The organism is Rhizobium sp. A22-96, assembly GCF_053521805.1.
Genome location: NZ_JBNWDQ010000005.1, coordinates 76,186 through 102,521 on the forward strand (window position 1 = coordinate 76,186; position 26,336 = coordinate 102,521).

Annotated in this window: 29 protein-coding genes and 1 tRNA gene; 16 read left to right on the plus strand and 14 right to left on the minus strand. The window is 60.8% G+C overall.

Features of this window, described 5'->3' with window-relative positions; genetic code table 11:
• Window positions 1-48: 48 nt before the first annotated feature.
• On the minus strand, window positions 49-930 hold the full coding sequence (locus ACQZ6F_RS21835; protein WP_449096075.1) for a LysR family transcriptional regulator: 882 nt from the start codon (window positions 928-930) through the stop codon (window positions 49-51).
• 96 nt (window positions 931-1,026) lie between these two features.
• Here ACQZ6F_RS21835 and ACQZ6F_RS21840 point away from each other — a divergent pair, with 96 nt between their 5' ends.
• The 4 genes from ACQZ6F_RS21840 to ACQZ6F_RS21855 all read left to right on the plus strand — a co-directional run bounded on the left by ACQZ6F_RS21840 (window position 1,027) and on the right by ACQZ6F_RS21855 (window position 3,857).
• Window positions 1,027-1,776, plus strand: coding sequence for a sulfite exporter TauE/SafE family protein (locus ACQZ6F_RS21840; RefSeq protein ID WP_449096023.1), 750 nt, complete (start codon window positions 1,027-1,029; stop codon window positions 1,774-1,776).
• 118 nt (window positions 1,777-1,894) lie between these two features.
• Window positions 1,895-2,485, plus strand: coding sequence for an isochorismatase family protein (locus tag ACQZ6F_RS21845; protein ID WP_449096022.1), 591 nt, complete (start codon window positions 1,895-1,897; stop codon window positions 2,483-2,485).
• A 44-nt stretch (window positions 2,486-2,529) separates the two neighbouring features.
• Window positions 2,530-2,979, plus strand: coding sequence for an Rrf2 family transcriptional regulator (locus ACQZ6F_RS21850; RefSeq protein ID WP_449096021.1), 450 nt, complete (start codon window positions 2,530-2,532; stop codon window positions 2,977-2,979).
• Window positions 2,976-3,857 carry an NAD(P)/FAD-dependent oxidoreductase gene (locus ACQZ6F_RS21855; protein WP_449096020.1) on the plus strand — a complete coding sequence of 294 codons (882 nt, stop codon included), beginning with the start codon at window positions 2,976-2,978 and terminating at the stop codon, window positions 3,855-3,857. Before ACQZ6F_RS21850 ends, ACQZ6F_RS21855 begins: the two co-directional genes overlap by 4 nt.
• An 18-nt stretch (window positions 3,858-3,875) precedes the next feature.
• Here ACQZ6F_RS21855 and ACQZ6F_RS21860 read toward each other — a convergent pair whose 3' ends face one another.
• A complete protein-coding gene (locus tag ACQZ6F_RS21860) occupies window positions 3,876-4,328 on the minus strand; it encodes a winged helix-turn-helix transcriptional regulator (protein ID WP_449096019.1) in 453 nt (150 codons plus the stop codon).
• A gap of 108 nt (window positions 4,329-4,436) precedes the next feature.
• Between ACQZ6F_RS21860 and ACQZ6F_RS21865 the strand changes: the two genes are divergently transcribed.
• A complete protein-coding gene (locus ACQZ6F_RS21865) occupies window positions 4,437-5,711 on the plus strand; it encodes an MFS transporter (protein WP_077468363.1) in 1,275 nt (424 codons plus the stop codon).
• 44 nt (window positions 5,712-5,755) lie between these two features.
• Here ACQZ6F_RS21865 and ACQZ6F_RS21870 read toward each other — a convergent pair whose 3' ends face one another.
• Complete coding sequence (locus tag ACQZ6F_RS21870; protein WP_077468364.1) at window positions 5,756-6,652, minus strand: LysR family transcriptional regulator; 897 nt, start codon at window positions 6,650-6,652, stop codon at window positions 5,756-5,758.
• 117 nt (window positions 6,653-6,769) lie between these two features.
• On the opposite strand from ACQZ6F_RS21870, the gene attM reads away from it, so the two are divergent.
• Window positions 6,770-7,561 (plus strand): AttM family quorum-quenching N-acyl homoserine lactonase, encoded by a 792-nt coding sequence (attM, locus tag ACQZ6F_RS21875; protein ID WP_449096018.1) that lies wholly within the window; start codon window positions 6,770-6,772, stop codon window positions 7,559-7,561.
• 82 nt (window positions 7,562-7,643) lie between these two features.
• On the opposite strand, the gene ACQZ6F_RS21880 is transcribed toward attM, so the two are convergent.
• The 3 genes from ACQZ6F_RS21880 to ACQZ6F_RS21890 all read right to left on the minus strand — a co-directional run bounded on the left by ACQZ6F_RS21880 (window position 7,644) and on the right by ACQZ6F_RS21890 (window position 10,422).
• Window positions 7,644-8,564: an SDR family oxidoreductase gene (locus ACQZ6F_RS21880; protein WP_449096017.1), complete on the minus strand. Its 921-nt coding sequence runs from the start codon at window positions 8,562-8,564 to the stop codon at window positions 7,644-7,646.
• 253 nt (window positions 8,565-8,817) lie between these two features.
• The gene (locus ACQZ6F_RS21885) at window positions 8,818-9,456 is read right to left on the minus strand and encodes a class I SAM-dependent methyltransferase (RefSeq protein ID WP_449096016.1); all 639 of its coding nucleotides are present in this window, start codon (window positions 9,454-9,456) and stop codon (window positions 8,818-8,820) included.
• Window positions 9,457-9,540: 84 nt separating this feature from the next.
• A complete protein-coding gene (locus ACQZ6F_RS21890) occupies window positions 9,541-10,422 on the minus strand; it encodes a helix-turn-helix transcriptional regulator (protein WP_068400930.1) in 882 nt (293 codons plus the stop codon).
• 92 nt (window positions 10,423-10,514) lie between these two features.
• Here ACQZ6F_RS21890 and ACQZ6F_RS21895 point away from each other — a divergent pair, with 92 nt between their 5' ends.
• Entirely contained in the window at window positions 10,515-11,408 is an 894-nt protein-coding gene (locus tag ACQZ6F_RS21895) for an SDR family oxidoreductase (protein WP_449096015.1), read from the plus strand.
• A gap of 257 nt (window positions 11,409-11,665) precedes the next feature.
• Here ACQZ6F_RS21895 and ACQZ6F_RS21900 read toward each other — a convergent pair.
• Window positions 11,666-11,755, minus strand: a tRNA-Ser gene (locus ACQZ6F_RS21900).
• 234 nt (window positions 11,756-11,989) lie between these two features.
• Here ACQZ6F_RS21900 and ACQZ6F_RS21905 point away from each other — a divergent pair.
• From ACQZ6F_RS21905 to deoA, 9 genes are all read left to right on the plus strand, one after another.
• On the plus strand, window positions 11,990-12,307 hold the full coding sequence (locus ACQZ6F_RS21905) for a hypothetical protein (RefSeq protein WP_077468370.1): 318 nt from the start codon (window positions 11,990-11,992) through the stop codon (window positions 12,305-12,307).
• A gap of 350 nt (window positions 12,308-12,657) precedes the next feature.
• Window positions 12,658-13,653, plus strand: coding sequence for a BMP family lipoprotein (locus ACQZ6F_RS21910; protein ID WP_068400919.1), 996 nt, complete (start codon window positions 12,658-12,660; stop codon window positions 13,651-13,653).
• Window positions 13,654-13,733: 80 nt separating this feature from the next.
• A complete protein-coding gene (locus ACQZ6F_RS21915; protein WP_077468371.1) occupies window positions 13,734-15,245 on the plus strand; it encodes an ABC transporter ATP-binding protein in 1,512 nt (503 codons plus the stop codon).
• 7 nt (window positions 15,246-15,252) lie between these two features.
• A complete protein-coding gene (locus ACQZ6F_RS21920) occupies window positions 15,253-16,356 on the plus strand; it encodes an ABC transporter permease (RefSeq protein WP_077468724.1) in 1,104 nt (367 codons plus the stop codon).
• Window positions 16,357-16,363: 7 nt separating this feature from the next.
• On the plus strand, window positions 16,364-17,338 hold the full coding sequence (locus ACQZ6F_RS21925) for an ABC transporter permease (protein ID WP_068400910.1): 975 nt from the start codon (window positions 16,364-16,366) through the stop codon (window positions 17,336-17,338).
• A gap of 3 nt (window positions 17,339-17,341) precedes the next feature.
• A complete protein-coding gene (locus ACQZ6F_RS21930) occupies window positions 17,342-17,734 on the plus strand; it encodes a cytidine deaminase (RefSeq protein ID WP_068400908.1) in 393 nt (130 codons plus the stop codon).
• The gene (locus ACQZ6F_RS21935; protein WP_077468373.1) at window positions 17,731-18,537 is read left to right on the plus strand and encodes a purine-nucleoside phosphorylase; all 807 of its coding nucleotides are present in this window, start codon (window positions 17,731-17,733) and stop codon (window positions 18,535-18,537) included. The genes ACQZ6F_RS21930 and ACQZ6F_RS21935 overlap by 4 nt, the downstream gene beginning before the upstream one ends.
• Window positions 18,534-19,307, plus strand: a complete 774-nt coding sequence (gene deoC / locus ACQZ6F_RS21940) for a deoxyribose-phosphate aldolase (protein ID WP_449096014.1) — start codon at window positions 18,534-18,536, stop codon at window positions 19,305-19,307. Before ACQZ6F_RS21935 ends, deoC begins: the two co-directional genes overlap by 4 nt.
• Window positions 19,308-19,311: 4 nt before the next feature.
• Entirely contained in the window at window positions 19,312-20,619 is a 1,308-nt protein-coding gene (deoA, locus tag ACQZ6F_RS21945) for a thymidine phosphorylase (RefSeq protein WP_449096013.1), read from the plus strand.
• 7 nt (window positions 20,620-20,626) lie between these two features.
• Here deoA and ACQZ6F_RS21950 read toward each other — a convergent pair whose 3' ends face one another.
• The 7 genes from ACQZ6F_RS21950 to ACQZ6F_RS21980 all read right to left on the minus strand — a co-directional run bounded on the left by ACQZ6F_RS21950 (window position 20,627) and on the right by ACQZ6F_RS21980 (window position 26,140).
• Complete coding sequence (locus ACQZ6F_RS21950) at window positions 20,627-21,154, minus strand: TIGR02281 family clan AA aspartic protease (RefSeq protein WP_449096012.1); 528 nt, start codon at window positions 21,152-21,154, stop codon at window positions 20,627-20,629.
• A 126-nt stretch (window positions 21,155-21,280) separates the two neighbouring features.
• Window positions 21,281-21,910 (minus strand): uracil phosphoribosyltransferase, encoded by a 630-nt coding sequence (gene upp, locus ACQZ6F_RS21955; protein ID WP_068400897.1) that lies wholly within the window; start codon window positions 21,908-21,910, stop codon window positions 21,281-21,283.
• Window positions 21,911-22,031: 121 nt separating this feature from the next.
• Window positions 22,032-23,000: an adenosine deaminase gene (locus tag ACQZ6F_RS21960; protein WP_449096011.1), complete on the minus strand. Its 969-nt coding sequence runs from the start codon at window positions 22,998-23,000 to the stop codon at window positions 22,032-22,034.
• On the minus strand, window positions 22,997-24,217 hold the full coding sequence (locus ACQZ6F_RS21965) for a phosphopentomutase (protein ID WP_449096010.1): 1,221 nt from the start codon (window positions 24,215-24,217) through the stop codon (window positions 22,997-22,999). The genes ACQZ6F_RS21960 and ACQZ6F_RS21965 overlap by 4 nt, the downstream gene beginning before the upstream one ends.
• 136 nt (window positions 24,218-24,353) lie before the next feature.
• The gene (locus ACQZ6F_RS21970; RefSeq protein WP_449096009.1) at window positions 24,354-24,941 is read right to left on the minus strand and encodes a TadE/TadG family type IV pilus assembly protein; all 588 of its coding nucleotides are present in this window, start codon (window positions 24,939-24,941) and stop codon (window positions 24,354-24,356) included.
• Window positions 24,938-25,561, minus strand: a complete 624-nt coding sequence (locus ACQZ6F_RS21975) for a TadE/TadG family type IV pilus assembly protein (protein ID WP_077468379.1) — start codon at window positions 25,559-25,561, stop codon at window positions 24,938-24,940. The genes ACQZ6F_RS21970 and ACQZ6F_RS21975 overlap by 4 nt, the downstream gene beginning before the upstream one ends.
• Window positions 25,562-25,714: 153 nt before the next feature.
• The gene (locus ACQZ6F_RS21980) at window positions 25,715-26,140 is read right to left on the minus strand and encodes a pilus assembly protein N-terminal domain-containing protein (protein WP_449096008.1); all 426 of its coding nucleotides are present in this window, start codon (window positions 26,138-26,140) and stop codon (window positions 25,715-25,717) included.
• Between the last annotated feature and the right edge of the window lie 196 nt (window positions 26,141-26,336).

The following is a 26,336-nucleotide window of genomic DNA, read 5'->3' on the forward strand; positions in this document are numbered from 1 at the left end:
GGGCGAGCCTATTCGATCAGCCATTGCTTATTCAATAAGGAGTTTTGGTCAGCGCGCCGCCAGATGCTCGAAAAGATCCAGGGCCGGCGGCGGCAGCTCTTCCAGCGAACGTGTGCAGACCGACAGCTGGCGCGTGGCCCAGCCGTCTGTGAGCCGCAATGCGACAATCCCTGCGGATCGGCCGCACCGCCGCGCCGCCGTTTCGGGCACGATGCCGAGGCCTATACCCTGGGCGGCCATCTGGCAGATGCTCTCGAAGGTCCGCATCCGCACGCGCATCTTCAGCCGCGTGCCGAGCCGGGCAGCCTGCGCGTCGATATGATCCTGCAGCGCGCCGCTCGCGAGCCCGACAAAATGCTCGTGCAAGATCTCGGCAAAAGCGATCTTCTTCTCCGCCGCATGCGCATGGTCACGCGGCATGACCACGACAAGCCGGTCGATGGCGAAGGGCCGCAGCACCAGGCCCGACGTGTTGACGGCATCCGAGAGAATGCCGATCTCCGCCAGCCCGGACGAAACGGCCCTGGCGATCTCGATGCTCTGGCGCTCCCTGAGTTCGATATCGACACGCGGATGCGCAGCCATCCAATCTCCAAGCCGCTGCGGCAGGAATTCGGCAATCGAGGCGGTGTTGGCGACAAGCCGGATGGTCGCCCGCAGGCCGCTTGCATGTTCGCCAAGCTCGCCGCGCATCTGCGCCAGTTGCCGCTGGATCAGCCTGGCATGATGCGCCAGTGCCTCACCGGCCGGTGTCGGTGTCACACCGCGTCGCCCGCGCTCCAGAAGCTGCACGCCGCCATTGGCCTCCATGTCGCGCAGCCGTTCGCTGGCGGCCGGCAGCGAAAGTCCGACATCGGCCGCCCCATGAGTGATGCTTCCGGCATCCACGACGGCGAGGAAGAGGCGAAGGTCGGTCAGATCGAAGCGCATGAAACGAGAATATCGCATCTCCAGCCTTCGGCATAGCCGAAGCCTGACTTCGCTTCATCCGCATTGTGCCCGGCTCCGGATTTGCTAGGGAAGGGCATGATGGATCATTCGATACCGCTCATTGCCGCAATCTTCGCCACCTTCTTTGCCGCCGGCATCGTCAAGGGCGTGACCGGCATGGGGCTGCCGACGGTGGCGATGGGCGTGCTGGGCGCATTGATCTCGCCGCTGACGGCAGCCAGCCTGCTGATCGTCCCGTCCTTCGTGACCAATGTCTGGCAATTGCTGGCGGGTCCGAGTTTTGGCAAGCTTGCGCAGCGGTTCTGGCTGCTGGTGCTGGCGGTCGTCATCGGCACCTTTGTCGGCTCATCCTTGCTCACCAGCGGCAATTCGCTGGTGACGACGGGTGCCCTGGGTGCCGCGCTCGCGCTCTATGCAGCCCATGCGCTGCTCGCCCGCCAGATCCGTGTGCCGCCGAAGCTGGAGCCGATGCTTTCACCGGTCATCGGCCTCGTGACCGGCCTGCTGACAGGTGCCACAGGCGTCTTCGTCGTGCCTGCAGTGCCCTATCTACAGGCGCTCGGCCTCGAAAAGGACGATCTGGTGCAGGCGCTCGGCCTCTCCTTTACCGTTTCCACGGTGGCGCTGGCCGGCGCGCTGGCATGGCATGGCGCCTTTCGCATCGACAATCTCGCACTGTCGGCCCTTGCGATCGTCCCGGCGCTGGCGGGCATGTGGGCCGGGCAGATCATCCGCAACCGCGTCAGTCCCGCGACCTTCCGGCGCTGGTTTCTGGTCTGCCTTCTTCTTCTCGGCGTGGAAATGGTCGTGAAGGCCTTTTTGTAAGGTCTTCATCATTGCCTGACCGCCGATGGCCCACTTGGAAGCGATGCCGAAGGCTTTGAACTCTCATTGCGCGGCATCCATATGGTGTGGAGCTTCGGAACACTAAGCAGGCGTATCGATGGAAGAAAAGCACGAATTGACCCGCGATCTCGGCAAGCCGGTCGATGCCCTGCTCGTCGTCGATGTGCAGAATGCCTTCGTGGAAGGCCCCGGTGCGGTTCCCGGCCATGCTACGTTGACATCAATGGTGGAGCTCCTGCTCGAGAAGGCCCGGTCCGCCTGGGCGCCGGTGATATTCCTGCAGAACGATGGCCCGGCAGGCGCACCGGACGAGCCGCTTCAGGCCGGATGGAAACTCCATTTCCCACCACGATCCGGCGAACTCGTCATCAGAAAGACCAATGACGATGGCTTCGACGGCACCGATCTCGACGCCATTCTGACCTCGTTCGGCGTGCGTGACCTGGTGATATCAGGCATGCTTTCGGAGATGTGTGTCGCCGCGACGGCGCGCGCGGCCCTGCAGCGTGGTTATGGTGTGCTGCTGCCGCATGATGCGCATGCCACCTACGATGTCCCGGCGGGACCAGGGTCCGAAGCTGTTCCGGCGACTATGGCGGCACGAGCGGCTGAATGGTCGCTTGGCGATGAGGTGCGCATCTGTGCCTCGGCGAGCGGTGTCCGTTTCCTGGAACGCAATGGGAAATAGTTTTGCTCTTGAATGTCGCTTCGAATCGTAATAATTGAAGTTACATGAAAAGAGACAGCCGACTTTCCTCCGTCCTCCACGCCCTGCTCCACATGGCTGAGCAGGATGGCCCCGTCACATCCGAAACCCTGGCGCAATGCATGAACACCAATCCGGTCGTCGTGCGCCGCACCATGGGGCTCCTGCGCGAGGTCGGCATCGTTCATTCGGCCAAGGGGCATACCGGCGGCTGGACGATTGCCAGTGATCTTGGCACGGTAACCCTGCGCCAGTTGCATGAAGCGCTCGGCGAGCCTGCGGTCTTCGCCATCGGCAATCGTAACGAAACGCCCGAATGTCTGGTCGAACAAGCGGTCAATTTCGTGCTCGACGATGCCTTTGCCGAGGCCGAGGCCTTGCTGCTCAAGCGTTTTGAAACCGTCACCCTTGCCGACCTCGCCGCCGACTTCGCGCGGCGTCATGCGGATTGGCGTGAAACAAGGAAATTGTCATGACCCATGACGTTATCGTCATAGGGGGCAGCTACGCCGGAATGGCAGCCGCCCTCCAGCTTCTCCGTGCCCGCCGCAAGGTGCTGGTGATCGACGCCGGCCAACGCCGCAATCGTTTCGCCGCAGAATCACACGGCTTTCTCGGGCAGGATGGCGTCGACCCCGCCGAGATCGCCGGCAAGGCGCGCGAACAGCTTCTGGCCTATCCGACCTTGACCTGGGTCGAGGGGCTGGCCGAGCGGGTCGAGGGGGAAAAGGACGCTTTTGCCGTCACGACAGCCGATGGCGTTCGCCATGACGGCCGGCGTCTTCTCTTTGCGACCGGCGTATCCGACGCATTGCCCGCCATCGAGGGCCTCGGCGAGCGCTGGGGCAAGAGCGTGTTCCATTGCCCCTATTGCCATGGCTACGAGCTTGATCAGGGCCGCATCGGCTGTATCGCCACCGGGCCGATCTCGGTGCATCAGGCGCAGTTGCTGCCGGAATGGGGAGAGGTGACGCTGTTCCTCAACGGATCCTTCACTCCGGATGCCGAGCAACGCGCCGATCTCGACGCTCGTGGTGTTACTATCGAGGAAACATTGGTCACAGGGCTGGAAGGCAAGGCCGACGTGCGTCTTGCCGATGGCCGCCTTCTCCCGTTCGCCGGGCTCTTCACCGCATCGCGCGTTTCACCCGCGACCCCGATCGCCGAACATCTCGGTTGCACCATCGAGGAAACGCCCTTCGGCACGCAGATCCAGACTGATGCCATGAAGGAAACCACCATCCCCGGAGCCTTTGCCTGCGGCGATGCCGCCCGCATCCCGCACTCGGTAACGCTCGCTGTCGGTGATGGCGCTTGGGCCGGCGCGCAGCTGCACCGATCGTTGGTGTTTTGATGATACGTTTGGGGAAGCTTATTCTTCCTCGGGCACCTTCAGAATAACCGTTTCATCCGGGCCGATGGACCGGCCGTCCTGTGCCTTGATGTCAAGGCGGACGGGCTGTCCGCTCGCCCGATCCACCAGCAGCGAATGCTCTTCCGCCGGTGCAAAGAGATGGCGTTCGCCAAACTGGCGAAGCGCCACCATCACGGGGAAGAGATCTTTTCCCATCGCGGTCAGGCGATATTCCATGCGCGTGCCGCCTTCGCTTGTCGGAACGAGCTCCAGAATGCCGCTCGACACCAGCGTCCGCAGCCGCTCCGTCAGAATGTTCTTGGCGATGCCGAGGCTCTTTTGAAACTCGCCGAAGCGCGTCAGCCCGTCGAAAGCATCGCGTACGATGAGCAGCGACCACCAATCGCCGATCACGTCCAATGAGCGCGCGCTCGGGCAATAATCGCCTTTGAGACTCTTTCGCGCCACCATTTGCCTAGCTCTCTCCATCATTTGCTTGCGAGATCGGTTGCATTATTAAACCAATAATGTTAGTCGATCGATGGTTTTATTATTAAACTAAAAGCACGGGAGTTTGCAATGACCATCAGGCAAAACGTGCCGCCGGCAGGCGGCGCGAACGATATCGCGCGTCTCGATTCTGAGCAGCCCTTCGCCGAAAGCAGTTCGCCGTTAACGCGCGCCACCATCCTCCTGTTTGCCGTGGCCAGTGGCCTGGCGGTGGCCAACGCCTATTTCGCCCATCCGCTTCTCGATGTCATGGCCGATGATCTTGGCCTCTCGCGCACAGTCGCGGGGCTTATCGTCGGCGCGACGCAGCTCGGCTATGGATTGGGCCTGATCCTGCTGGTGCCGCTCGGCGATCTGGTTGACCGGCGCAAGCTCATCATCATCCAATCGCTGCTGACGGCCCTCGCACTGGTGTCTGTCAGCCTTTCCACCGATGCGACAATGCTGCTTGCCTCGATGGCTGCCGTGGGCTTCCTGGCCGTGGTGACGCAGGCGCTGGTCGCCTATGCGGCGAGCCTCGCCCACCCTTCGGAGCGAGGTCACATCGTTGGCATGGTCACGAGCGGCATCGTGCTCGGCATCCTGTTGGCGCGAAGCGTCGCCGGAACGCTGACGGATATCTCCGGCTGGCGGACTGTCTATATCGTCTCGGCGCTGCTGACCTTGGTGATCGCGCTGTTGTTGTGGCGGGCACTGCCCCGCCAGCAGAGGCCGCAATCGGGCCTTTCCTATGTCGGCCTCATCCGCTCTCTTGCGACGCTGCTCGTAGAGGAGCCCATCCTGCGCATCCGTGCCGTCATCGCCATGCTGATCTTCGCCAACATCACGACCTTGCTGGCGCCGCTGGTCCTGCCATTGACGGCAGCACCCTACTTCATGTCGCACACAGAGGTTGGCCTGTTCGGCCTTGCCGGAGCGGCCGGCGCGCTCGGTGCCATCAGGGCAGGGCGCTGGGCCGACCGCGGCCATGGGCAGAGAATAACGGGGATAGCGCTTGCGCTGATGTTGTTTGCCTGGCTACCGATCTCGATGCTGGATCAGTCGATCCTGTGGCTCATCGTCGGCGTCCTCGTCATCGATTTCGGCCTGCAGGCGACGCACGTCACCAATCAGGGCATGATCTATCGCGTCAGGCCGGACGCGCAGAGCCGGCTTACTGCCGCCTATATGGTGTTCTACTCCATCGGCAGCGCTATCGGTTCCTCGACATCGACGATCATCTACGCGCATGCAGGCTGGACCGGCGTCTGCGTCTCCGGCGCCGCCATCAGCCTGGCAACGCTTCTCTTCTGGGCTCTGACCCTGCGGGCGACACCCGCTATAGCGACGCAGAAGATCGGTTAGCGTGATGCCTAGCTGCCGTCGAGCTCACACTCATCTTGATGACATCAGCCCGGCAGGATTGTCGGTAGCTTTTCCTCCAGCAGAGACAGCATCGCCCTGATCCGTGGCGGAACGGGCCTGATGGCTGGATAGAGGGCGTGAAGATCGAAACCCGGCACGATGTATCCGGGGAGCAATCGCTGCAATCGACCGCTGGCCAAATCTTTGGCGCAGACCGGTTCCTGCAAGACGCCGATGCCTGCTCCATCCAGCAGCATGGCATGCAAGGGCCGCCAATGGCTGGTGCTGACAACGTTATCGATGGCGGCAAGTTCGGTTTGCTGATCGGGACCGACCAATGGAAGCCGCCCATTGTTGAACAGGCCGCTGACTCGCAGAAAAGGATGGTCGGCGAGTTCGTCGGGGCTTGCCGGCGCTCCGTGCCGCTCGATGTAGCTCGGTGCCGCCACCAGCACGCGGCTGACATGGCCGAACTTTTTCGCAATGAAGCTGCCCTCGCCAAGATCGCCGAGGCGCAGCGAGATATCGACGCCTTCGGTAACGGGGTCGACGATCCGGTCGTTGAGGATCAGTTCGATTTTCAACAAGGGATGAAGCTCGCGCATCTGGCGCAGGATCGACGGCAGGATGACTTCGCCCACACCATGAGGCGCGGCGATCCGCAGCATGCCGCGCAATGATTGGTCGCCATTGACCACAGTCAGAGCGTCGGCCGCGCTTTCGAGAACCTGCTTGCTGCGCTCGTAGAAGGCCGCGCCGACATCGGTGACGGACAGTTTGCGGGTGTTTCGCAGGAGCAGCCGCGCGCCGATATATTGCTCCAGCCGATCAATACGCTCGCTGACAGCGGGCTGACCCATGCCGAGATCGCGCGCGGCCGCCGACATGCTGCCACGCTCCACCACCCTGACATAGACGCGCATTGCCACCAGCAGATCCATGGAATCAATATATCGGCTCAACCGATAAATGAAAATGGACGATGCCGCCTACCGGCCGCGCCGCCTATCGCCGAAACAAGGGATATGACGTCAACGAAATCCACCAGAGGTAGGGCGATGAGCGACATCAGGCTATACATGTTTCAATCGGGCACGCAGAGGTGCAAGGTCCACAATATCAGGATGGGGGAGGGTAACGGTGTCGACTATGAGATACCCGTGCCGTGGTTTCTTCTCACCCATCCCAAGGGCCATGTGGTGATCGACGGCGGGCTTGCCGCCGAAGGCCTGGCCGATCCCCGCGGCTATTGGGGCGATGCCGTCGACAACTACAAGCCCGTCATGGTCGAGTCTCAGGGATGCGTGGCGCAATTGGCTGGCATTGGCATTGCGCCCGAAGACATTCGCTTGGTCGTGCTGTCCCATCTCCATTCCGACCATACGGGTGCCATCGGCCGCTTCCCCAACGCGACGCACATCGTCCAGCGTCGGGAGTATGAATACGCCTTTACGCCCGACTGGTTTGCCGCCGGCGCCTATGTCCGCCGCGATTTCGATCGTCCCGAGTTGAAATGGCAATTTCTGGAGGGCGCTGCGACGGATGGTTATGACCTTTACGGCGACGGCACGCTGCACATGCTGTTCACGCCGGGTCATAGCGTCGGCCACCAGTCCTTTCTGGTAAACCTGCCGAAATCAGGCGCAATCCTGCTGGCCGCCGATGCCGCCTACACGCTGGATCACTGGAACGAAAAGGCTCTGCCCGGCTTCCTCGCTTCGGCCGTGGACACCGTGCGGTCGGTTCAAAAACTGCGCGCCGTGGCCGAACAGGTTGGAGCGATGATCGTTACCGGGCATGATCCGGAAGCCTGGCCCCGCTTCAGGCAGGCTCCCGGTTACTACGATTGAGGCTCCCGTTTCTCGGAGCCGTGGCAAAGACCCCGTGCTTCTCAAGAGCACGTGGGTCCTTGCTGTTATCGATGCGTCTTATCTAGGCCTGGCCGTCATAAAACTCCGCCCTATGCTGGCGAACCCATTCCTCGATACCCGTTGGCTGGAAATCCTCCAGGCTGGGTTGCGGCTTGAACGCCCCTGACAATATCGCATCCGCTTCCTCCCGATGCGCTGCGAAGAAGCGGAACTTGGATGCGACGCGGCGTCCGGTTCCCGGCCCCATCGCGGCATCGACATCCCGCTCGAATTCATCGAGTTGCTGGTGACGATAAATGACACTGCGCCCGAGCCCCGCGCCGATCCTCAACGCCAGTTCATCGCCACCAACGCTTTCCGGCCCGGCGATACGGTGATCGCCGGCATCGACGCCACGTTCGAGCAGGGTCACGGCCGCCCGGGCACAATCATCCGTCGATGTCCATGCGATCCGCTGGGACGCGGCAATGGGCGGCGCGAATATTCCATGCTCGACAATGTCAGCTCGCGCCGAAGGCTTCAGGAGATTGTCGAGATACATGGTCGGTCTCACGATGACGAAGGGCAGGCCTGAGCGGCGGGCCACGTCCTCGATCATCGCATTTGCGACGAAGCTCGGCTCCTCGCAGGGTACAGGACGGCTGGCGCTTGCGAGCTTCAGGATGATCGAGGTGAGACCGCTGACGAGCGACGCCGATACAGCATTCTCAGCCTGAATGCGCATGTCTTCCAGTGATCCGATCGGGATCTGCAGCACGGCATGGGCAATGCCCGCGCTGGCGGCGCGAAGCGATGCAGGATCGCGAAGATCGCCTTCCACAAGCTCGACGCCAAGCGCCGCCAGTGCCGGAACCTGCGTCCGGTCCCGGACAAGCGCCCTGACCTTGAAGCCGCGCTGACGTGCGGCGCGAACGACGGCGCCACCCTGCACGCCGCCGGCGAGATAGACGAGGATGGGCTTAGATTTATCGACTGCGAACATAAAATGACTCCTTCGAATACGGTCTGCCAAAGGAGCATCGTCGGATGGCCACCGGGCAGACCCAGAACGCGCGCAAGGCGCCGGGACTGTCGGGGGATCTCACGCAGAGCGTGGGAAGAGAGCTTCTCGTTTAGGAGAAGGGCCTGGGCCTACCGAGACCAAGCCAGCCATTTTCGACGGAGAGAATTTAGAGCGGAGTTAGTGCCGGCGTCAATCGAAAGATGGGCCATGTGCCGGCACGGAAGTGCCGTCGTTACCTCTTGCGGGCCACGATGTAGGGCCGGTTGTCGTTGCCCTTCGTAGCGTGATTTTCCGTGGCGATGATATCGAAGCCAGCGGCAGATATTTGCTTGCTGAGTTCCGATGCCCGAAAAACGCCTGCATAGGGCGCCTTCCCGATCGCCTGCATGGCGGGCAACAGGGCGAGCCGGACGAGTGGGTTCATCTCACCGACGCAGGGTGTCTTGGAGATGAACAGGCCATCGGCCGTGAGCAGGTCATGGATGTGGCGCAGCGTGCCCGGGAGATCGCGGACCAGATGCAGATAATTGAATCCCAGAACGGCATTAAATGGCACCGGGCCGGGCGTCACGGCTTCCGCCGTCGTGGTGCGGAATCTGAGGTTCGCCATGGGATTGTCGATCCGACGCTCCCTGGCAATGGCAATCATCTGCGCGGAAATATCCGTCGCAAGATAGTCTTGAACATCGCCCGCAAGCCTGAGCGCCGTCGTTCCGGTTCCGCAGCCCAGTTCCAATATCCTGTCGCCTGAGTTCAACAGCGCGCGGGTGCTCTCCAGCGTGCGCTCATACCCTGCCTGATCCGCGATCGCACCCTTGGCGTAGTTGCTTGAAGCCCGGTCCCAGAAACGGGCGTCGCTTTCTATGCTCATGCAGGTCACTCTCCCCCGTTTATGCTTGCCGGCAGCCCTATATGCTCGCCGAGTTAATTGTTCCCCCAGCTGGGTCTGGGACTATCAGGATTTCAGGGCGTGCCAAACGCCCTCGGAGGCGACGGGAGCCGACGGCGAGATTGACAATAGCGAGCTGATCCGCTCGGCATCCTCAGGCGTTGCAGGGTTATAGACGACCATGCTGAGGTCCGTTCGGCCGTCGACGGAAAAGGCCGAATATTCGAAAGAGAGCGGGCCGAGAACCGGATGGTGGATATGCTTGACGGCTTCGGTATGGGTGCCGGGAACATCATTGTCCCGCCACATGGCCCGGAACTCCGGGCTGAGCCGGCACATTTCGGCAACGAAAGGCTCGATCTGGGTGACGGCGCCTGCGCGGGCGGCGTCGATGCGGAATGCACCGAGGGTGAAACGGGCCACGCTTTCCCAATCATATTGCGCGGCACGGGCGCGAGGATCGAGAAAGATGAAGCGCAGGATATTGCGCTCGCCCGGCGGCAGGGATTCGTAATCCACCAGCATCACTCGCGACGCCTGGTTCCAGGCAACGACATCCCAGGTTGCGGTTCTGATAAGTGCGGGACATGGCTCGAGGGCATCGAGCACGCGCTGCAGCCGCGGTGTCACGCCATCATTCTTGCGGTAGTGAGCCTCTGGCGGGCGGCCGAGACCGAGGAAGAACAGATGTTCCCGCTCGACCTCCGTCAGCATCAATGCGCGGGCGATGCGGTCGAGCACGTCGGCAGACGGCGCGCCGCCGCGCCCCTGCTCAAGCCATGTGTACCATGTCGGACTAATATTGGCGCGCTGCGCCACTTCCTCGCGCCGCAGCCCCGGCGTCCGGCGCCGCTCTGAGGCGAAGCCGAGGGCAGAGGGGTCAAGCTTGCTGCGACGGTCCCTGAGATAGGTCCCGAGCGGGTTTTCCGTGTCGAGGAGATCGGCCATCCTGTTAGTTCTTTTACTATGATAAAGTCACTACTTTACCAGAATAAACGATTGGCAGAGATTTGTCTCCAGCAAATAAGGAGACTGTGTCAATGCGTGTGTTTGTTACTGGAGCCACCGGAAATATCGGCTCTTATGTTGTGAAGGAATTGATCGCGTCAGGCCATCAGGTGCTTGGCCTCAGCCGCTCGAAAGAGAAGGCGGTAGCGCTTGCTGCTGCCGGTGCGGAGGTTCTTCAAGGAACGATCGAGGATGCCGAAATCCTGAAAAGCGGCGCGTCGCAAGCGGACGGCGTCATCCATCTTGCTTTCAACCACGACTTCTCGAATTTCGTGGCCAACTGCGAAGACGACCGCCGCGTCATCGCAACCTTGGCTTCGGCGCTTGCCGGTACGGCCAAGCCGCTGGTCATCACCTCGGGAACGCCCATTGCCAATACGGTGCCGGGCGAACCCGCCCGGGAAGACAATGCCATCGCCGGCTCCGACCAGCATCCCCGTGCGGCTTCGGAGGAAGCGGCAATCCTCGCCAGCGAAATCGGCGTCAACGTCTCCGTCGTGCGCCTTCCGCAAGTGCATGATCCGCTCTCGCAGGGGCTTATCACCCCCTTGATCGAGATCTTCAGGCAGAAGGGCGTCTGCGCCTATGTCGGAGATGGGATCGAACGCTGGCCGGCCGCGCATTTCTCCGACGTCGCGCGCCTGTATCGCCTTGTCGTCGAGCGTGCCGAGCCGAATGCCCGGTACCACGCGGTTGCCGAGGAAGGCGTGGCGATGCGCGATATTGCCGAGGCCATCGGCCGCCGCCTGAACCTGCCGGTCAAATCCATCAGCAGGGAAGAGACGCAGGACTATTTCGGCTGGCTCTCGCTGTTTGCCGGACGCGACATGCATGCCTCCAGCGCCAAGACGCGTCAAAAGCTCGGCTGGGAACCCACCGGCCCGAAACTGCTCGAGGATCTCGCGCAGTTGCCGCTTGGGGCGTGAGGCTCGCCTTGATGATCTGATCCGCTGGCGGATTGGAATTTCAGATAGCGCTTAATCGAGGGCTCGGTCGACATTGTTGGCCGGGCCTTTTGGCTGCTGTGACCGGGCGGCTGGCTCAGTCTTCAGGATCACCCTGGCCGCTTGATGACAGATCTCGAAAGCAAGAAATGCGGCTATATCTGAATGCGCGGAAGAAAGGTCGTCATCACGTTCGGCACGATACCGTCACTGACGTCTCCGGTGCGAGCGGGGATAGATGGCGGACAAGGTGGGATTCGAACCCACGGTACGCTTTCACGCACACACGCGTTCCAGGCGTGCGCCTTAAACCACTCGGCCACCTGTCCATCTGCACTTTCGCATCCGATAAAGGAGCTATTGTGGGAACGGCGCGATATATACCGATGAATTTTCTGGGATCAACCCGAATCTGACAGTTTTTTGACTTCTGGACAAAAAACTACGCGCTTGCCCTCCATTGCGTTTGTTTCATTCTCAACTTATCTACAATGAAGGACGGAAAAATAGTGCAACCGGCCAAGCGTGCATGGCCGAGGATAGTTGAGTATCCGGAGGAGTTTATGCGTTTCCTGTTGCGTTTTGCCAGTCTCGTCGCGCTGGTGGTTGCGGTCATCGCCGGGACCATCGATTCCATACAGTCGGTTGCTGCCTCGGCAATAGTATTGACCCCGATGGGCGACGCATGGAGTGACGTCAGCCCATCATCGCTTGCCACGGTCCGCTCCGCGATCGCCTATTATGTTCACCCTCGCTTCTATGACATGGCGATACAATGGCTGCTTTTTCAGCCGGCTTTCGCCGTATTCCTGGTGATCTCGCTGCTGCTGTGGATGATCGCTTACAAACGACCGCCGCTGATCGGTCGGTTCAGCGCCTGACGCGTCGTAAAGCGCCTCCGGGAGCTATGCTGTTCGGGGAGTTCGGGCTTCCGGAAAAGGCGCTCGCGGACAGGTCTGGCTGTGGACCGCAAGGAAGTAAAAATCGCCTCAATGACTATTAAAATCGCAGTTTGAAAGCAAAATTGTTTAAAAAACGGCTCCTTTGAGCGGGTTTTCAGCAATTCCCACAAAATTTTACCAACTGAAAAATTTCTCGTGAATTTTTCATGCAGCCATGCAAGGATGCTCGCTAGCTTGGCCTCGGGGGAGGCCGGCGGTTCCGCAGACATGCCCGGTCAACGGGCTTGCGGGAGGACCCAACAAAGATAGCAACAACAGGGCTGCGACTCATGAAAAAATCCCTTCTGACCCTTTTCGCCTTGGCCGCCATGTCGGCGACGGCGCTTGCGGCCGATATCAAGCCGGCGATCGTCTACGGAACCGGCGGCAAGTTCGACAAGTCGTTCAACGAATCTGCCTATAACGGCGCTGAAAAGTTCAAGAAGGAAACCGGCATCGCTTATCGCGATTTCGAGCCGACCGGCGACACCCAGGGTGAACAGGCGCTGCGCAACTTCGCCAGCAAGGGCTTCAATCCGGTCATCGCCGTCTCCTTCGCCTGGACCTCGGCTCTCCAGAAGGTTGCTGCCGAATATCCGAAGACCGAATTCGTGCTGATCGACGACAGCCTTGATCTGCCGAACGTCCGCTCTGTCAAGTTCAAGGAAAACGAAGGCTCCTACCTCGCAGGCGTCATGGCTGCTCTGTCCTCGAAGTCCGGCAAGGTCGGCTTCGTCGGCGGCATGGACATTCCGCTGATCCGCAAGTTCGAATGTGGCTACGAGCAGGGCGCCCGCGCCACCAATCCGAAGATCGAAGTCTTCCAGAACATGACCGGCACGACCGGCGCTGCCTGGAACGACCCGGTTCGCGGCGGCGAGCTCACCAAGAACCAGATCGACCAGGGCGCCGACGTTGTTTACGCGGCTGCCGGCGCGACCGGCCTTGGCGTGCTGCAGACGGCTGCTGACAACAAGAAGCTTTCGATCGGCGTCGACAGCAACCAGAACTACCTGCATCCGGGCTCGGTTCTGACCTCGGTCGTCAAGCGCGTCGACCTGGCCGTCTACAATGCCTTCTCCGATGCCAAGAACGGCAAGTTCACGCCCGGCACCCAGGAGCTCGGCCTGAAGGAAGACGGCGTCACCGTTGCTATCGACGACAATAACAAGCCACTCGTCACCGCGGCTATCCAGGCTGCTGTCGACAAGGCTCGTGCCGATATCGTCGCCGGTACCGTCAAGGTCCACGACTATACGGTCGACAACGCCTGCCCGAAGAGCTGATATGAAACAAGGGCGTATGACGGATCAAAACGTCATACGCCCTTTTCTTATCCTGAATCCGGTTTCGGGAGCCTATTATTGTGAGCCAGACCTCTGCCATTGAGCTCGTGGGCATCGACAAGAAGTTCGGTGCTGTCCACGCCAACAAAGATATCAACCTGACCGTCGCCAAAGGTTCGATCCACGGGATCATCGGCGAGAACGGTGCCGGGAAATCGACGCTGATGTCGATCATCTACGGATTCTATCAGGCCGACAGCGGCGAGATCCGCGTCAACGGCAATGCCATCACCATCCGCGACAGCCAGGCGGCGATATCAGCCGGCATCGGCATGGTGCATCAGCACTTCATGCTGGTCGAGAATTTTACCGTCCTTGAAAACGTGATGCTGGGTGCCGAAGGTGGCGCGCTGCTCGCCAAGGGCGTTGCCGCCGCTCGCGCCGAACTTAGCCGGCTGGAAAAGGATTACGGCCTGGACGTCGATCCGGATGCGGTGATCGAAGAGCTTCCCGTTGGCCAGCAGCAGCGCGTCGAGATCCTGAAGGCGATGTATCGCGGCGCCGAGATCCTCATCCTCGATGAGCCCACCGGCGTTCTGACACCGGCCGAGGCCGACAATCTGTTCCGCATTCTTCGGGTGCTGCGCGACCAGGGCAAGACGATCCTGCTCATTACCCACAAGCTGCGCGAAATCATGGCGATCACCGATACGGTGTCGGTCATGCGCCGCGGCGAGATGGTCGCCACCCGCAAGACGGCGGAAACCACGGTGGAAGAACTGGCCGAGCTGATGGTCGGCCGTCGCGTGCTGCTGCGCGTCGAGAAGGGCGCCCCCAATCCCGGCGATGTCCTGCTTTCGGTGCGCAACCTCACCGTCAAGGACGGTCGTGGCGTCACCATGGTCGACAATGTCTCCTTCGATGTCCGAGCCGGCGAGATTGTCGGCATCGCCGGCGTTGCCGGAAACGGTCAATCCGAGCTGCTGGAGGCCATTGCCGGCATCCGCAAGCCGGCCTCGGGCGAAATCCTCCTGCATGGCAAGCCGATCGGCAACGCCGATCCAGCGGTGCTTCGCGACCTTGGCCTTGCCCATATTCCGGAAGATCGCCACCACATGGGCCTCGTCCTCAAATTCGAGGAATATGAAAATTCCATGCTCGGCTATCACCGCGACCGCAAATACGGGCGCGGCGGCATGCTCGATCTCGACGCCATGCGCAAGGACGCGATCGAGAAGATCGAGAAATACGATATTCGCCCCCCGAATGCGCGGCTGAAGACCGCCAACTTCTCCGGCGGCAACCAGCAGAAGATCGTCGTCGCCCGCGAAATCGAGCGCGATCCGAAGGCTCTCCTCATTGGACAGCCGACACGCGGCGTAGATATCGGTGCAATCGAGTTTATCCATCGCCGCATCATCGAGATGCGCGATGCCGGCAAGGCGATCCTGCTGGTCTCAGTGGAACTGGATGAAATCCGCGCATTGTCGGACCGCATCCTTGTCATGTTCGCCGGCCATGTGGTCGGGGAAAAGTCGGCCGAGGCCGGTGAACAAACGCTCGGCCTGATGATGGCCGGCATTGCCGCGTGAGGCCTTGATGAGTACCGCTTCCGTTCCGCTTCCAAATTGGATCAATTACGGCCTGATCCCCATCCTCAACCTGATCGTTGCTTTCCTGATCTCGGGCCTCGTGGTCTGGTTCATCGGCGAGAGCCCGCTTGATGCGCTGGTCCTGCTCCTGCAGGGCGCTCTCGGCAGCGGGGAGGGCATCGGCTTTACCCTTTACTATGCCACGAGCTTCATCTTCACTGGCCTTTCGGTCGCCGTCGCCATCCATGCCGGCCTGTTCAATATCGGCTCGGAAGGCCAGGCCTATGTCGGCGGCCTTGGCTGTGCTCTGGTCGCTCTGACCCTGGACAGATATGTGCCCTGGTATGTGACGATGCCCTTCGCGGTGATCGGCGCAGCCATCTTCGGTGCGCTCTGGGCGCTCATTCCCGCCTGGCTTCAGGCCAAGCGCGGCAGCCATGTCGTCATCACCACAATCATGTTCAACTTCATCGCCTCGGCGATGATGAACTTCATCCTGGTGCATGTGCTGATCGTGCAGGGCAAGATGGCGCCGGAAACCCGCACCTTCCTCGAGGGTGGTCAGCTGCCGAAGCTCGACTGGCTGATGGCCATATTCGGCTCCACCATCGGTGCCGCACCCTTGAACGTGTCGTTCCTGATTGCTCTGGTCATGTGCGTGCTGGTCTGGGTGCTCGTTTGGCGCACCAAGCTCGGTTATGAGATGCGCACGCTCGGCCTCAGCCCGACGGCCGCCGTCTATGCCGGCATCCCCTATGCCCGTACAGTCATCATCGCCATGCTGATCTCGGGCGGTCTCGCCGGCATGATGGCGCTTAATCCGGTCATGGGCTCGTCGGCCCGCCTGCAGGTCGAATTCGTGCTCGGTGCCGGGTTCGTCGGCATCGCCGTCTCGCTGATGGGCCGGAACCATCCTTTCGGCATTATTCTGGCGGCGATCCTGTTCGGCATCCTCTACCAGGGTGGCGACGCGCTATCCTTCGATATGCCGAACATCACGCGTGACATGATCGTGGTCATCCAGGGTCTCGTCATCCTGTTCGCGGGCGCCCTGGAATATATGTTCCGGCCGGCGCTCGTGCGTATCTATCAAACATTCGCCAGGACGTGAGGATCACATGACTGACTATTATGATCTTCTCATCAGCATACTTGGCTCGACCATTCGCCTGTCGATTCCGCTGATCTTTACCGCATTGGCGGGCCTGTTTTCCGAGCGTGCCGGCATTTTCGACATCGGTCTCGAAGGCAAGATGCTGGCATCAGCCTTTGCGGCAGCCTGTGTCGCCTCGATCAGCGGCTCGCCATGGGCCGGGCTTGGCGCCGGCGTCTTTGTGTCGGTTTCCGTCGGTCTGCTGCACGGCTTTGCCTCGATCACCAATCGCGGCAATCAGATCGTCTCGGGCGTCGCCATCAACTTCCTGATGGCCGGCTTGACCATTGTTCTCGGCCAGGCCTGGTTCGGGCAGGGTGGTCGCACGCCGACGTTGCCGGCCACCTCACGCTTTTCCGCCATCACCCTGCCGGGCGCCGATGCCATTCGTGACGTACCCTTCATCGGGCCGCTCTATGCCAATGTCATTTCCGGCAATAATATCCTGACCTATCTGGCCTTCCTCGCCGTGCCGATTTCCTGGTGGATCCTCTATCGCACCCGTTTCGGCCTGCGGTTGCGTGCCGTCGGTGAAAATCCCGGCGCCGTCGATACCGCCGGCATTTCGGTCGAGTGGCTGCGATACAGGTCGTTGATCGTCGCCGGCGTTCTTTGTGGCTTTTCCGGCACCTATCTCTCCATCGCCCAGTCGGCCGCCTTCATCAACAATATGTCGGCCGGCAAGGGGTATATCGCTCTTGCCGCGCTGATCTTCGCCAAATGGAAGCCGGTGCCGATCATGTTCACCTGCCTCCTGTTCGGTTTCCTCGATGCCTTCGCCAATTTCATGCAGGGCAAGACGATTCCGGGCATTGGCGAGGCGCCGGTACAGATTTTCCAGGCGCTGCCCTATATTCTGACCTGTATCCTGCTCGCAGGCTTCATCGGCGTCGCCAAGCCTCCGAAGGCCGGTGGCGTGCCCTATACCAAGGAGCGCTAGTCCATGTCGCACGATCTGTTCGAAGCCGCGCGCGGAGCGATGGCTTTCGCTCATGCGCCCTATTCGAAATTCCCCGTCGGCGCGGCGATCCGCGCCGAGGACGGCAAGATCTATGCCGGCGCCAATATCGAGAACCTGTCCTTCCCACAGGGCTGGTGCGCCGAACCCACGGCGATCAGCCATATGATCATGGGCGGCGCCAAGAAGATCGTCGAAATGGCCGTCATCGCCGAAAAGCTGCCGCTCTGCCCGCCCTGCGGCGGCTGCCGGCAGAAGATCGCCGAATTTGCCAGCAAGGAAACGCGGATCTATCTTTGCGACGAAACCGGCGTGAGGAAGACCATGACCATGGACGAGCTGCTGCCCTTCAGCTTTGAAACCGAGATACTCGGATGAGTGCCGCCATCGATATGCTCGGGGAGAAGCTCGGCGAGCTGAAGCCGCGCTATGGCATCATCCTCGGCTCCGGCCTTGGTTCGCTAGTCGATCAGGTGAGCGATGCCCTGCGCATCCCCTATGCCGAACTGCCGGGCTTTCCCGTCAGCGCAGTCTCGGGCCATGCCGGCACGCTGGTTGCAGGCAAGCTTGGCGATGTCCCGGTGGTCATGCTGTCGGGCCGCGTGCATTATTACGAAAAGGGCGACGCCAACGCCATGCGCGTGCCGATCGAGACCCTGAAGGCGCTCGGCGTCGATACGCTGATCCTGACCAATTCGGCCGGATCGCTGCGCGAGGAGATGCCGCCGGGATCGGTGATGCAGATCACCGACCACATCAACTATTCCGGCATGAACCCGCTGATCGGCGAGGAAAGCGACAGGCGCTTCGTCGGGATGACCAGCGCCTATGATAGTGATCTGATCATGCGCATGCGCAAGGCGGCGGAAAAGGCCGAGATCAAGCTGTCACACGGCGTCTATATGTGGTTCTCCGGACCGAGCTTCGAAACGCCGGCGGAAATCCGCATGGCGCGTATTCTGGGTGCCGATGCCGTGGGCATGTCGACCGTGCCGGAAGTCATTCTGGCGCGTCTTTTCGGCCTGAGGGTTGCCGCTGCCTCTGTCGTCACTAACTATGGTGCTGGCATGACCGGCGGTGAACTCTCGCATGACGAGACGAAGGACATGGCTCCGGTCGGTGGCGCGCGTCTTGCCGCCATCCTGAAAGAAATGATTGCGGACGGAGGAGATTCCCCATGACGAGCCATTCCCTCAGAGAAACGGCGGCCGTTGCGCTTTCCCTGCTTGATCTCACCAATCTCAAGGATGATTGCACGCCCGAGCAGATCGAGACGCTTTGCGCCCGCGCCCAGTCGCCCTATGGCAATACCGCCGCCATCTGCATCTGGCCGCGTTTCGTCGCCCAGGCGCGCGGCATTCTCGGCACAGGCCATGCGGTCAAGATCGCGACCGTGGTGAATTTTCCGGCTGGCGACATGGAAGTTGCCGATGTTGCTGCCGAAGCCCGCGAGGCCATTGCCGATGGCGCCGACGAGATCGACCTCGTCATTCCCTATCGCGCGCTTCTGGCCGGCAATGAACAGGCCGTCACCGATATGGTCACCGCCGTCAAGGCCGAGTGCAAGGGACCGGTCATCCTGAAGACGATCCTTGAAACCGGTGAGCTGAAAGATGTTGCGCTGATCCAGCGCGCCTCCGAGCTTGCCATCGACGCCGGCTCCGATTTCATCAAGACCTCCACGGGCAAGGTTGCCGTCAACGCGACGCTCGAAACGGCTGACATCATGCTGCGGGCAATCCGCGCCAGCGGCCGCAAGGTCGGTTTCAAGCCAGCCGGCGGTATCGGTTCGGTGGCCGATGCGGCACTGTATCTCAGCCTCGCCGAGACCATCATGACGCCGGATTGGGCCATGCCCTCGACCTTCCGTTTCGGCGCATCGAGCCTGCTCGACGATATCCTCAGCGTATTGGCCGGCGGAGAGTCGAAGACGGCGTCGTCAGGCTATTGATCCGATGATCCCGCAAGAAATCATCCGGCTGAAGCGGAACGGCGGCACTTTGTCGGCCGCCGACATCGAAGGCTTCGTCGGTGCATTGGCGCGCGGCGAATTGGCGGAAAGCCAGATCGGCGCATTTGCCATGGCCGTATGGTTTCGCGGCATGACGCGGGAAGAGACGGTGGCCCTGACGCTCGCCATGGCGCGCTCGGGCGATACGCTCTCCTGGAAAGGCATCGGCAGGCCGATCGCCGACAAGCATTCGACGGGTGGCGTCGGCGACAACGTCTCGCTGATGCTCGCCCCCGTCGCCGCGGCTTGCGGCCTCGCAGTCCCCATGATCTCCGGCCGGGGCCTCGGCCATACCGGCGGCACGCTCGACAAGTTGGAATCTATTCCCGGCTATGGAATTACCCCGGATGCCGCCCGTTTCCGCAAGGTGGTTGACGAGGTCGGCTGCGCCATCATCGGCCAGACCAGCGCGCTCGCACCCGCTGACGGCAAGCTTTACGCGGTGCGGGATGTTACCGCGACCGTCGATTCCGCGCCCCTGATCACCGCTTCGATCCTGTCGAAGAAACTGGCGGCTGGGCTGGAAACCCTGGTACTCGACGTCAAGATTGGCAGCGGCGCCTTCATGACCTCGCAGGAAGAGGCGGAGACCCTGGCGCGCTCGCTGGTGGAGGTCGCCAACGATGCCGGCGTGAAAACGTCGGCACTGATCACCGACATGAACCAGCCTTTGGCCGATGCGGCCGGTAATGTCGTCGAGCTAAGCAATTGCCTGGATTTCCTGAAGGGCAAGAAGGCGGGCACACGGCTGGAAACGGTCGTGTTGGCCTTTGCCGTCGAGATGCTTGTTCAGGCCGGCATCGCCGCGAGCAAGGCCGAGGCGGAGGGCAGGGCACGCGACGCCATTTCCTCCGGCAAGGCAGCCGAGGTGTTTGGCCGCATGGTGCATGGTCTCGGCGGTCCGGCCGACCTCCTCGAAAACCCTGATCGATATCTGGCGGCTGCACCCGTGCAAAAGCCGGTTCTGGCCTCTTCTGACGGCTGGCTCGGCGCGTGCGACGCCCGTGCGATTGGCATGAGTGTCATCGATCTCGGCGGCGGCCGCCGTCGTCCGCAGGACAAGATCGACCATCGTGTCGGTTTCAGCGATATCCTGCCGCTCGGCACGAAGGTCAGCAAGGGCGATCGTATCGCGACCGTTCATGCGACGGACGAGGCGAGCGCGGAAAAGGCCGTAGCCGACCTGGCGGCTAACTATAGCCTCGTCGAAGCCGCGCCCGCTCTGCCGCCCGTCATCGTCACGCGGATCTGACACGCAGCTATTGCGTCAGGCGCATCGTGTCGTTCTGGACGCTGTAGGACTTCAATCTCTTCAAGAAGCTCATGCCGATCAAGGTCGACGTGACCAAGGCATTGTCTTTCGCCACCACAGCCTCGACATCGCGGACCCTTATATTGCCGATCTCCAGGCGATCGAGCTTGACGAGGGCGACCTTGGAAGCGCCGTTCGCGGTTTGGATCGTGTAGCGATAGTCGAGATCGACACTGCTGAAGCCAAGGCCGCGCGCTGTGCTTTCGTTGATGGCGACATAGGTCGCGCCCGTATCGATCATTCCGTGCACTGATCGGCCATTGATCGTGAAGTCGCCCTGATAGTGGTCGCCCGCATTGGCGCGCAGCAGAACGCTGCCATAGGAAACGGGAGCTTCGACCTTCTCCGGTGCAAGTGAAACCGCCTCTACCGTTACCGGCTTCTGAGTGGCTTTGTCGTATTCGTTCACGAGCATCGGCACCTGGGTAGCCCCAACGGCAATAACACCGGCAACGACAAGGAGACGAACGAGCATCGGCAAGGCCCCTCCTGCGGGCATCACCATGTGTAAGCCAGATTTGCTGAAATGCCGCTAAGGCAATCAATAAAAAGCCCGGCAGTTGAAGACTGCCGAGCCTTGAAGAAAAGTATAGTGCAGAGTTTACTTCGTGCCGTACATGCGATCACCAGCATCGCCAAGGCCGGGCACGATATAGCCCAACTCGTTGAGATGGCTGTCGATCGCCGCGGTGAAGACCGGCACATCCGGATGCGCTGCACGGAAATTGGCAAGGCCTTCCGGAGCAGCCAGCAGGCATAGGAAGCGGATATTGTGAGCGCCGCGCTCCTTCAGCTTGTCGATGGCGGCGATCGAGGAGTTGCCGGTTGCCAGCATCGGATCGACGACGATGATCAGGCGTTCGGAAACATCTTCCGGCGCCTTGAAGTAATATTCGACCGGCTGCAGCGTCTCATGATCGCGGTAGACGCCGATATGCGAGACGCGCGCCGAAGGTACGAGATCGAGCATGCCTTCGAGCAGACCGTTGCCGGCGCGAAGGATCGAGGCAAAGACCAGCTTCTTGCCTTCGAGGATCGGCGCATCCATCGGCTGAAGCGGCGTTTCGATGGTCTCGATCGTCAGCTCCAGGTCGCGCGTCACTTCGTAGCAGAGCAACGTGGAAATTTCCCGCAGCAGACGGCGGAAGCTCCCTGTCGACGTCTCCTTCTTGCGCATGATTGTGAGCTTGTGTTGCACAAGCGGGTGATCGATGACAGTGACGCCGTCCATGGGTTCAGCCTTCCAATAATTCCGTGATATGAGATGTTTCTTTCACGGAAATCGCCTCTGGTGCAAGAAAATAGGCCGTTTTGGGAAATGTCATCCCCAGTCTGCGGCCGAATTCATGCCTCTACAGTCTCGCCAGCAATGCAGCGCGTGTCGCCTCGTCCACAAAGGCCGCCTCGATCGCCGTGCGCGTCATCGCGTTGATCTCGTCGTCGCTAAAGCCGAAGGCTGACGATGCCAGCTCGTATTCGCGCTTCAGCGATGTGTGGAAGAAGGGCGGGTCGTCGGAATTGATCGTCACTTTTACGCCCGCATCGCGCAGCTTGCGCAGCGGATGCGACTGGAAATCCGGGAAGACGTTGAGCGCGATGTTGGAGCCGGGGCACACTTCCAGCACGGTGCCGAGATCGGCAAGGCGCTTGACGAGGTCGGCGTCCTCGATGGCGCGCACGCCATGGCCGATACGCGCCGGGCGCACCAGCTCAATGGCATCGGCGACCGAGAAGGCGCCGCAGACTTCGCCGGCATGGATGGTAATGCCGAGACCGGCCTCGCGGGCGATATCGAAGGCGCGGGCATAGTCGGCAACGCGGCCCATGCGCTCCTCGCCGGCCATGTTGAAGCCCGTTATCAGCGGATTGTCGCTTTTGGCTGCATATTCGGCCGCCTTCACCACACGATCCGGGCCGAAATGGCGTTCGCCGGTGACGATGAGCCGCGCCTCGATGCCGGTCTTTGCCTTGGCGGCACGGATGCCGGACGAAACACCGGCCATATAGGCGTCGGTACCAAGGCCGATGCGGTCGCCGTGGTCGGGCGAAACGATCAGCTCGCTATAGATCGTGCCGATGCCGGCAAGTTCTTCCAGATAGGTTTCCGTCAGCAGCGCATAGTCTTCCTCGGTGCGGTAGACCTCGGAAACCTTGTCGTAGCAGACGAGGAATTCGGCGAAGTCCTTCCAGAGATAGACGCCGTCCTTGAGGAAAGCGCTGGTATCGACGTTATACTTCTGCGCCTGTGCAAGCGTCAGCGCCGGCGGAGCCGCGCCTTCCAGATGGCAATGCAGCTCCACCTTCTTCAAATGCGATGTCAAAGGAAACTCCTCCCATGCGGCCCTGCCGCAATTCCCAGATGTTGTGCGACCGTCTCGCCGATATCGGCATAGGTCTGGCGGACGCCGACTGAGCGCGGGCGGATGCCCGGCCCATAGGCCATGATCGGCACGCGTTCGCGCGTGTGATCGGTGCCGCGCCAGGTCGGATCGCAGCCGTGATCGGCGGTGAGGATGACGAGATCGCCAGCCTTCAGCTTTTTGTACATGTCAGGCAGCCGGGCATCGAAAGCTTCGAGCGCCGCGGCATAGCCCGGCACATCGCGGCGATGGCCGTAGAGCATGTCGAAATCGACGAAATTGGTGAAGACGAGATCGCCGTCCTGGGCCTCGTCCATGGCCTTCAGCGTGGCATCCATCAGCGCCATGTTGCCATTGGCCTTGATGACCCTCGAAACGCCCTGATGGGCGAAGATATCGCCGATCTTGCCCACGGCATGCACTTTGCGCTCCGCTTTGACGATCCGGTCGAGCAGGGTGGGCTCTGGCGGCAACACCGAGAAGTCACGGCGATTGCCGGTCCGCTCGAAGGTCGCCACAGTCTCGCCGATGAAGGGACGGGCGATGACGCGGCCGATATTGTAGGGATCGAGAAGGGTACGCACGATCTTGCTCAGCTCTATCAGTCGATCGAGCCCGAAATGCTGCTCATGGGCAGCGATCTGAAAAACGGAATCGGACGAGGTGTAGCAGATGGGCTTGCCGCTGCGGATATGCTCTTCGCCGAGCCTGGCGATGATATCCGTGCCGGAGGCATGACAATTGCCGAGAATGCCGGGCAGGTCGGCTGCCTCGCAGATGGCCTTCACCAGCTCCGGCGCGAAGGCGTCGCCCTCGGTTGGAAAGTAACCCCAATCGAACGTAACCGGCGTTCCGGCAATCTCCCAATGGCCTGATGGCGTGTCCTTGCCGCGTGAAACCTCGCTGGCGCAGCCATAGAGGCCGTATAGCCTTTCCGGTTGCGGCATTCCAGCTGGATAATTCCCAGTCGCCGTCTTGGCGATCTCCAGCAACCCGAAGGCAGACATGTTCGGCAAAGCCAGCGGCCCCTGGCGCAGGCCCTCGCGATCGGCTGCCCCTGCGGCGCAGAACTCGGCGATATGGCCGAGCGTATCGGCACCCTCGTCACCATAGCTTGCCGCATCCGGGCCGCCACCGACGCCAAAAGAGTCCAGAACGAAAAGAAAGGCGCGCGCCATAGATCACCCGATAAAGATCACCGCACCCTGCAGGTTCTGCCCGGTGCTTTGGACGTCACCCATATAACGGAGGCATCGACTTGGCAATTTTCCGTTTGAAGCCGCCGCGTACCGTTGGCCGCGGCGCCGAGGGGGGTCAGCAATCGCTACAGCTGATCGAGCTACCGACGCGCTGGCGATAGTAATATTGCCGGCTGATCGTGATCTGGTTGGTGCCGTTTGGCAGGAAATTAGTTCCGAAACTGATGAGCTGATACGGTAGGGCAAGCTCGCTGCGTATGAGGAAGGTGCTTGCCTGGTTCATATTGTTCGGGACGGTGAGGGCGGTACCGGGCGAATAGGGTCTTGTCCCATCTTGCGCCCAGGACCATGCAACGGTGGCGTTGCCACCGGCGTCGACAGCGATTCCGGTGATCTTCAACGTCAGGCCGGTAGTGGCGTAGGGCGCAAAGATGGCGCCCACGACGGAGGGCATTGTCGCGAGGTCCGATTTGACAACGCTTGAGCGCTGCGAGAGGATATCCGCGATCGAACCGGCCGAGCGGCTGGCGCGCTTGGAGACGTTGAGGCCGACGGTAAGCTCAAACGCACCGAGGTAAAGCATCAGCAACACGGGGAAGAGAATGGCGAATTCGATCGCGCCGACGCCCCGCTGATCCCGGGCAAAGCGCCGCAGGATGCCGAAGGACGCGCCTTCTTTGTCAACCCTGGATTGCTCGCTCATGGATAGTTCTCATTCTGGAAAGCCGCTGTGGCAACGATGAGATAGGTCGTCGGCATCGAGCCATCGGAAGGCCTGATGTTGCTGAGATAGGGACGCAGCAAATCGGTGATGATCTGCCAACGGTAGTAGGCGCGCACCATATTCAAGGTTTTTGCGCCGCCGGGCGTGAAAGTGAACCCCGTTGTGTTGAGATCGGAATAGGGGTCCGTTGACGATTGGCGCGGAATGGTTGTCGGCATCGAGGCGAAGGTCGAATAGCTTTCGACATCGACATAGAGGCTGGCGGGTGTCGCCACTTCCGTCGACGAACAAGTGATCAACACCGAGATCTCATTGCAGAATGCCTGGCGAAACTGCTGCTGAGTCGTGTTGGCCGCGGTCATTTGCCCGGTTCTGATCTGGCGCGACAGGGTGTCGACCGCATTGGAAACGACTTGCTCGGCCGTAAAGGCGACGAAAGTTTCGATGATTGCAAAGACGATCAGGAAATAGGGAATGGCAAGCAATGCGAATTCGATGGCGGCAGTGCCATCGCGAGACCGGACGAATTCGCGCAAGCCTCCGCGGGCGCGTCGCCGCGCTGAACTATTGCTCCCGGAAATATTGTCGTCTGGTATCATCGAACATCCGCGGCGATTACACGCGGACGAAACTAGAGATGCTTTCTTGATAATCCGTTTCGCTTCTCTCTTTATATTTAAAGGAAGTCGAGATTATTAAGAAGAAGATAGTACTTATATAGTACTTTAGAATATTTGCGATAATAAATAAAGCTATTGCCCGGTCGGCGCGGCCGCTGCGGCATTGTTCTGTTGCTGCGCATGCTGCTCGCAATTGGGCGCGCATGACAATACGGCGCGATCCGTCTGGCGGAAGACGCGGACCGTATTGCCTTCATCGATCGAAACCAGGATTTGTTCGTCAACGATAGCGTTGCCGTCCGCATCGAGCAGGATGATATTCGTTGTTCCGAAGTTGCGGCCGGTCAAGACGATGGTTTTCGGATCCGCCACGGTCGCGTCGGCGACCTGGGAGTTCCCGACGATGACTTTGGCGACAGGGCGGTCAAGCTTCAATACGCGCGCGTGATCCATATAGACGCGCAGCATGCTTTCTCCGGCAGCGTGCGAGAGCTGCGGCGTCATGCCGGCCAGAGCGACGATACCGATAAGAAATGCGGTTTTGCCGCCGATTGGCATGGTTGAGCCCCTTGAAGCATATGACGAAAGGATTTGCCGGACAGAATGAGAAAGAATGGTGAATGAACGATTAAGACAAGCTCTGGCCGTTCGAATATGATGCAAATGTCCCATCTTTGGCTTCGGCTTCGGATTTTCTACACCAGGCATGCATTACTTTGGGGCAAGTCGCATATCGTACTAATATTCATACATC

Bases quoted from the DNA above. Each gene is read 5' to 3' on its own strand.
- ACQZ6F_RS21835 (WP_449096075.1), bottom strand. From the start codon at position 930: ATGCGCTTCGATCTGACCGACCTTCGCCTCTTCCTCGCCGTCGTGGAT.
- ACQZ6F_RS21840 (WP_449096023.1), top strand. From the start codon at position 1,027: ATGATGGATCATTCGATACCGCTCATTGCCGCAATCTTCGCCACCTTC.
- ACQZ6F_RS21845 (WP_449096022.1), top strand. From the start codon at position 1,895: ATGGAAGAAAAGCACGAATTGACCCGCGATCTCGGCAAGCCGGTCGAT.
- ACQZ6F_RS21850 (WP_449096021.1), top strand. From the start codon at position 2,530: ATGAAAAGAGACAGCCGACTTTCCTCCGTCCTCCACGCCCTGCTCCAC.
- ACQZ6F_RS21855 (WP_449096020.1), top strand. From the start codon at position 2,976: ATGACCCATGACGTTATCGTCATAGGGGGCAGCTACGCCGGAATGGCA.
- ACQZ6F_RS21860 (WP_449096019.1), bottom strand. From the start codon at position 4,328: ATGGTGGCGCGAAAGAGTCTCAAAGGCGATTATTGCCCGAGCGCGCGC.
- ACQZ6F_RS21865 (WP_077468363.1), top strand. From the start codon at position 4,437: ATGACCATCAGGCAAAACGTGCCGCCGGCAGGCGGCGCGAACGATATC.
- ACQZ6F_RS21870 (WP_077468364.1), bottom strand. From the start codon at position 6,652: ATGGATCTGCTGGTGGCAATGCGCGTCTATGTCAGGGTGGTGGAGCGT.
- attM (WP_449096018.1), top strand. From the start codon at position 6,770: ATGAGCGACATCAGGCTATACATGTTTCAATCGGGCACGCAGAGGTGC.
- ACQZ6F_RS21880 (WP_449096017.1), bottom strand. From the start codon at position 8,564: ATGTTCGCAGTCGATAAATCTAAGCCCATCCTCGTCTATCTCGCCGGC.
- ACQZ6F_RS21885 (WP_449096016.1), bottom strand. From the start codon at position 9,456: ATGAGCATAGAAAGCGACGCCCGTTTCTGGGACCGGGCTTCAAGCAAC.
- ACQZ6F_RS21890 (WP_068400930.1), bottom strand. From the start codon at position 10,422: ATGGCCGATCTCCTCGACACGGAAAACCCGCTCGGGACCTATCTCAGG.
- ACQZ6F_RS21895 (WP_449096015.1), top strand. From the start codon at position 10,515: ATGCGTGTGTTTGTTACTGGAGCCACCGGAAATATCGGCTCTTATGTT.
- ACQZ6F_RS21905 (WP_077468370.1), top strand. From the start codon at position 11,990: ATGCGTTTCCTGTTGCGTTTTGCCAGTCTCGTCGCGCTGGTGGTTGCG.
- ACQZ6F_RS21910 (WP_068400919.1), top strand. From the start codon at position 12,658: ATGAAAAAATCCCTTCTGACCCTTTTCGCCTTGGCCGCCATGTCGGCG.
- ACQZ6F_RS21920 (WP_077468724.1), top strand. From the start codon at position 15,253: ATGAGTACCGCTTCCGTTCCGCTTCCAAATTGGATCAATTACGGCCTG.
- ACQZ6F_RS21925 (WP_068400910.1), top strand. From the start codon at position 16,364: ATGACTGACTATTATGATCTTCTCATCAGCATACTTGGCTCGACCATT.
- ACQZ6F_RS21930 (WP_068400908.1), top strand. From the start codon at position 17,342: ATGTCGCACGATCTGTTCGAAGCCGCGCGCGGAGCGATGGCTTTCGCT.
- ACQZ6F_RS21935 (WP_077468373.1), top strand. From the start codon at position 17,731: ATGAGTGCCGCCATCGATATGCTCGGGGAGAAGCTCGGCGAGCTGAAG.
- deoC (WP_449096014.1), top strand. From the start codon at position 18,534: ATGACGAGCCATTCCCTCAGAGAAACGGCGGCCGTTGCGCTTTCCCTG.
- deoA (WP_449096013.1), top strand. From the start codon at position 19,312: ATGATCCCGCAAGAAATCATCCGGCTGAAGCGGAACGGCGGCACTTTG.
- ACQZ6F_RS21950 (WP_449096012.1), bottom strand. From the start codon at position 21,154: ATGCTCGTTCGTCTCCTTGTCGTTGCCGGTGTTATTGCCGTTGGGGCT.
- upp (WP_068400897.1), bottom strand. From the start codon at position 21,910: ATGGACGGCGTCACTGTCATCGATCACCCGCTTGTGCAACACAAGCTC.
- ACQZ6F_RS21965 (WP_449096010.1), bottom strand. From the start codon at position 24,217: ATGGCGCGCGCCTTTCTTTTCGTTCTGGACTCTTTTGGCGTCGGTGGC.
- ACQZ6F_RS21970 (WP_449096009.1), bottom strand. From the start codon at position 24,941: ATGAGCGAGCAATCCAGGGTTGACAAAGAAGGCGCGTCCTTCGGCATC.
- ACQZ6F_RS21975 (WP_077468379.1), bottom strand. From the start codon at position 25,561: ATGATACCAGACGACAATATTTCCGGGAGCAATAGTTCAGCGCGGCGA.
- ACQZ6F_RS21980 (WP_449096008.1), bottom strand. From the start codon at position 26,140: ATGCCAATCGGCGGCAAAACCGCATTTCTTATCGGTATCGTCGCTCTG.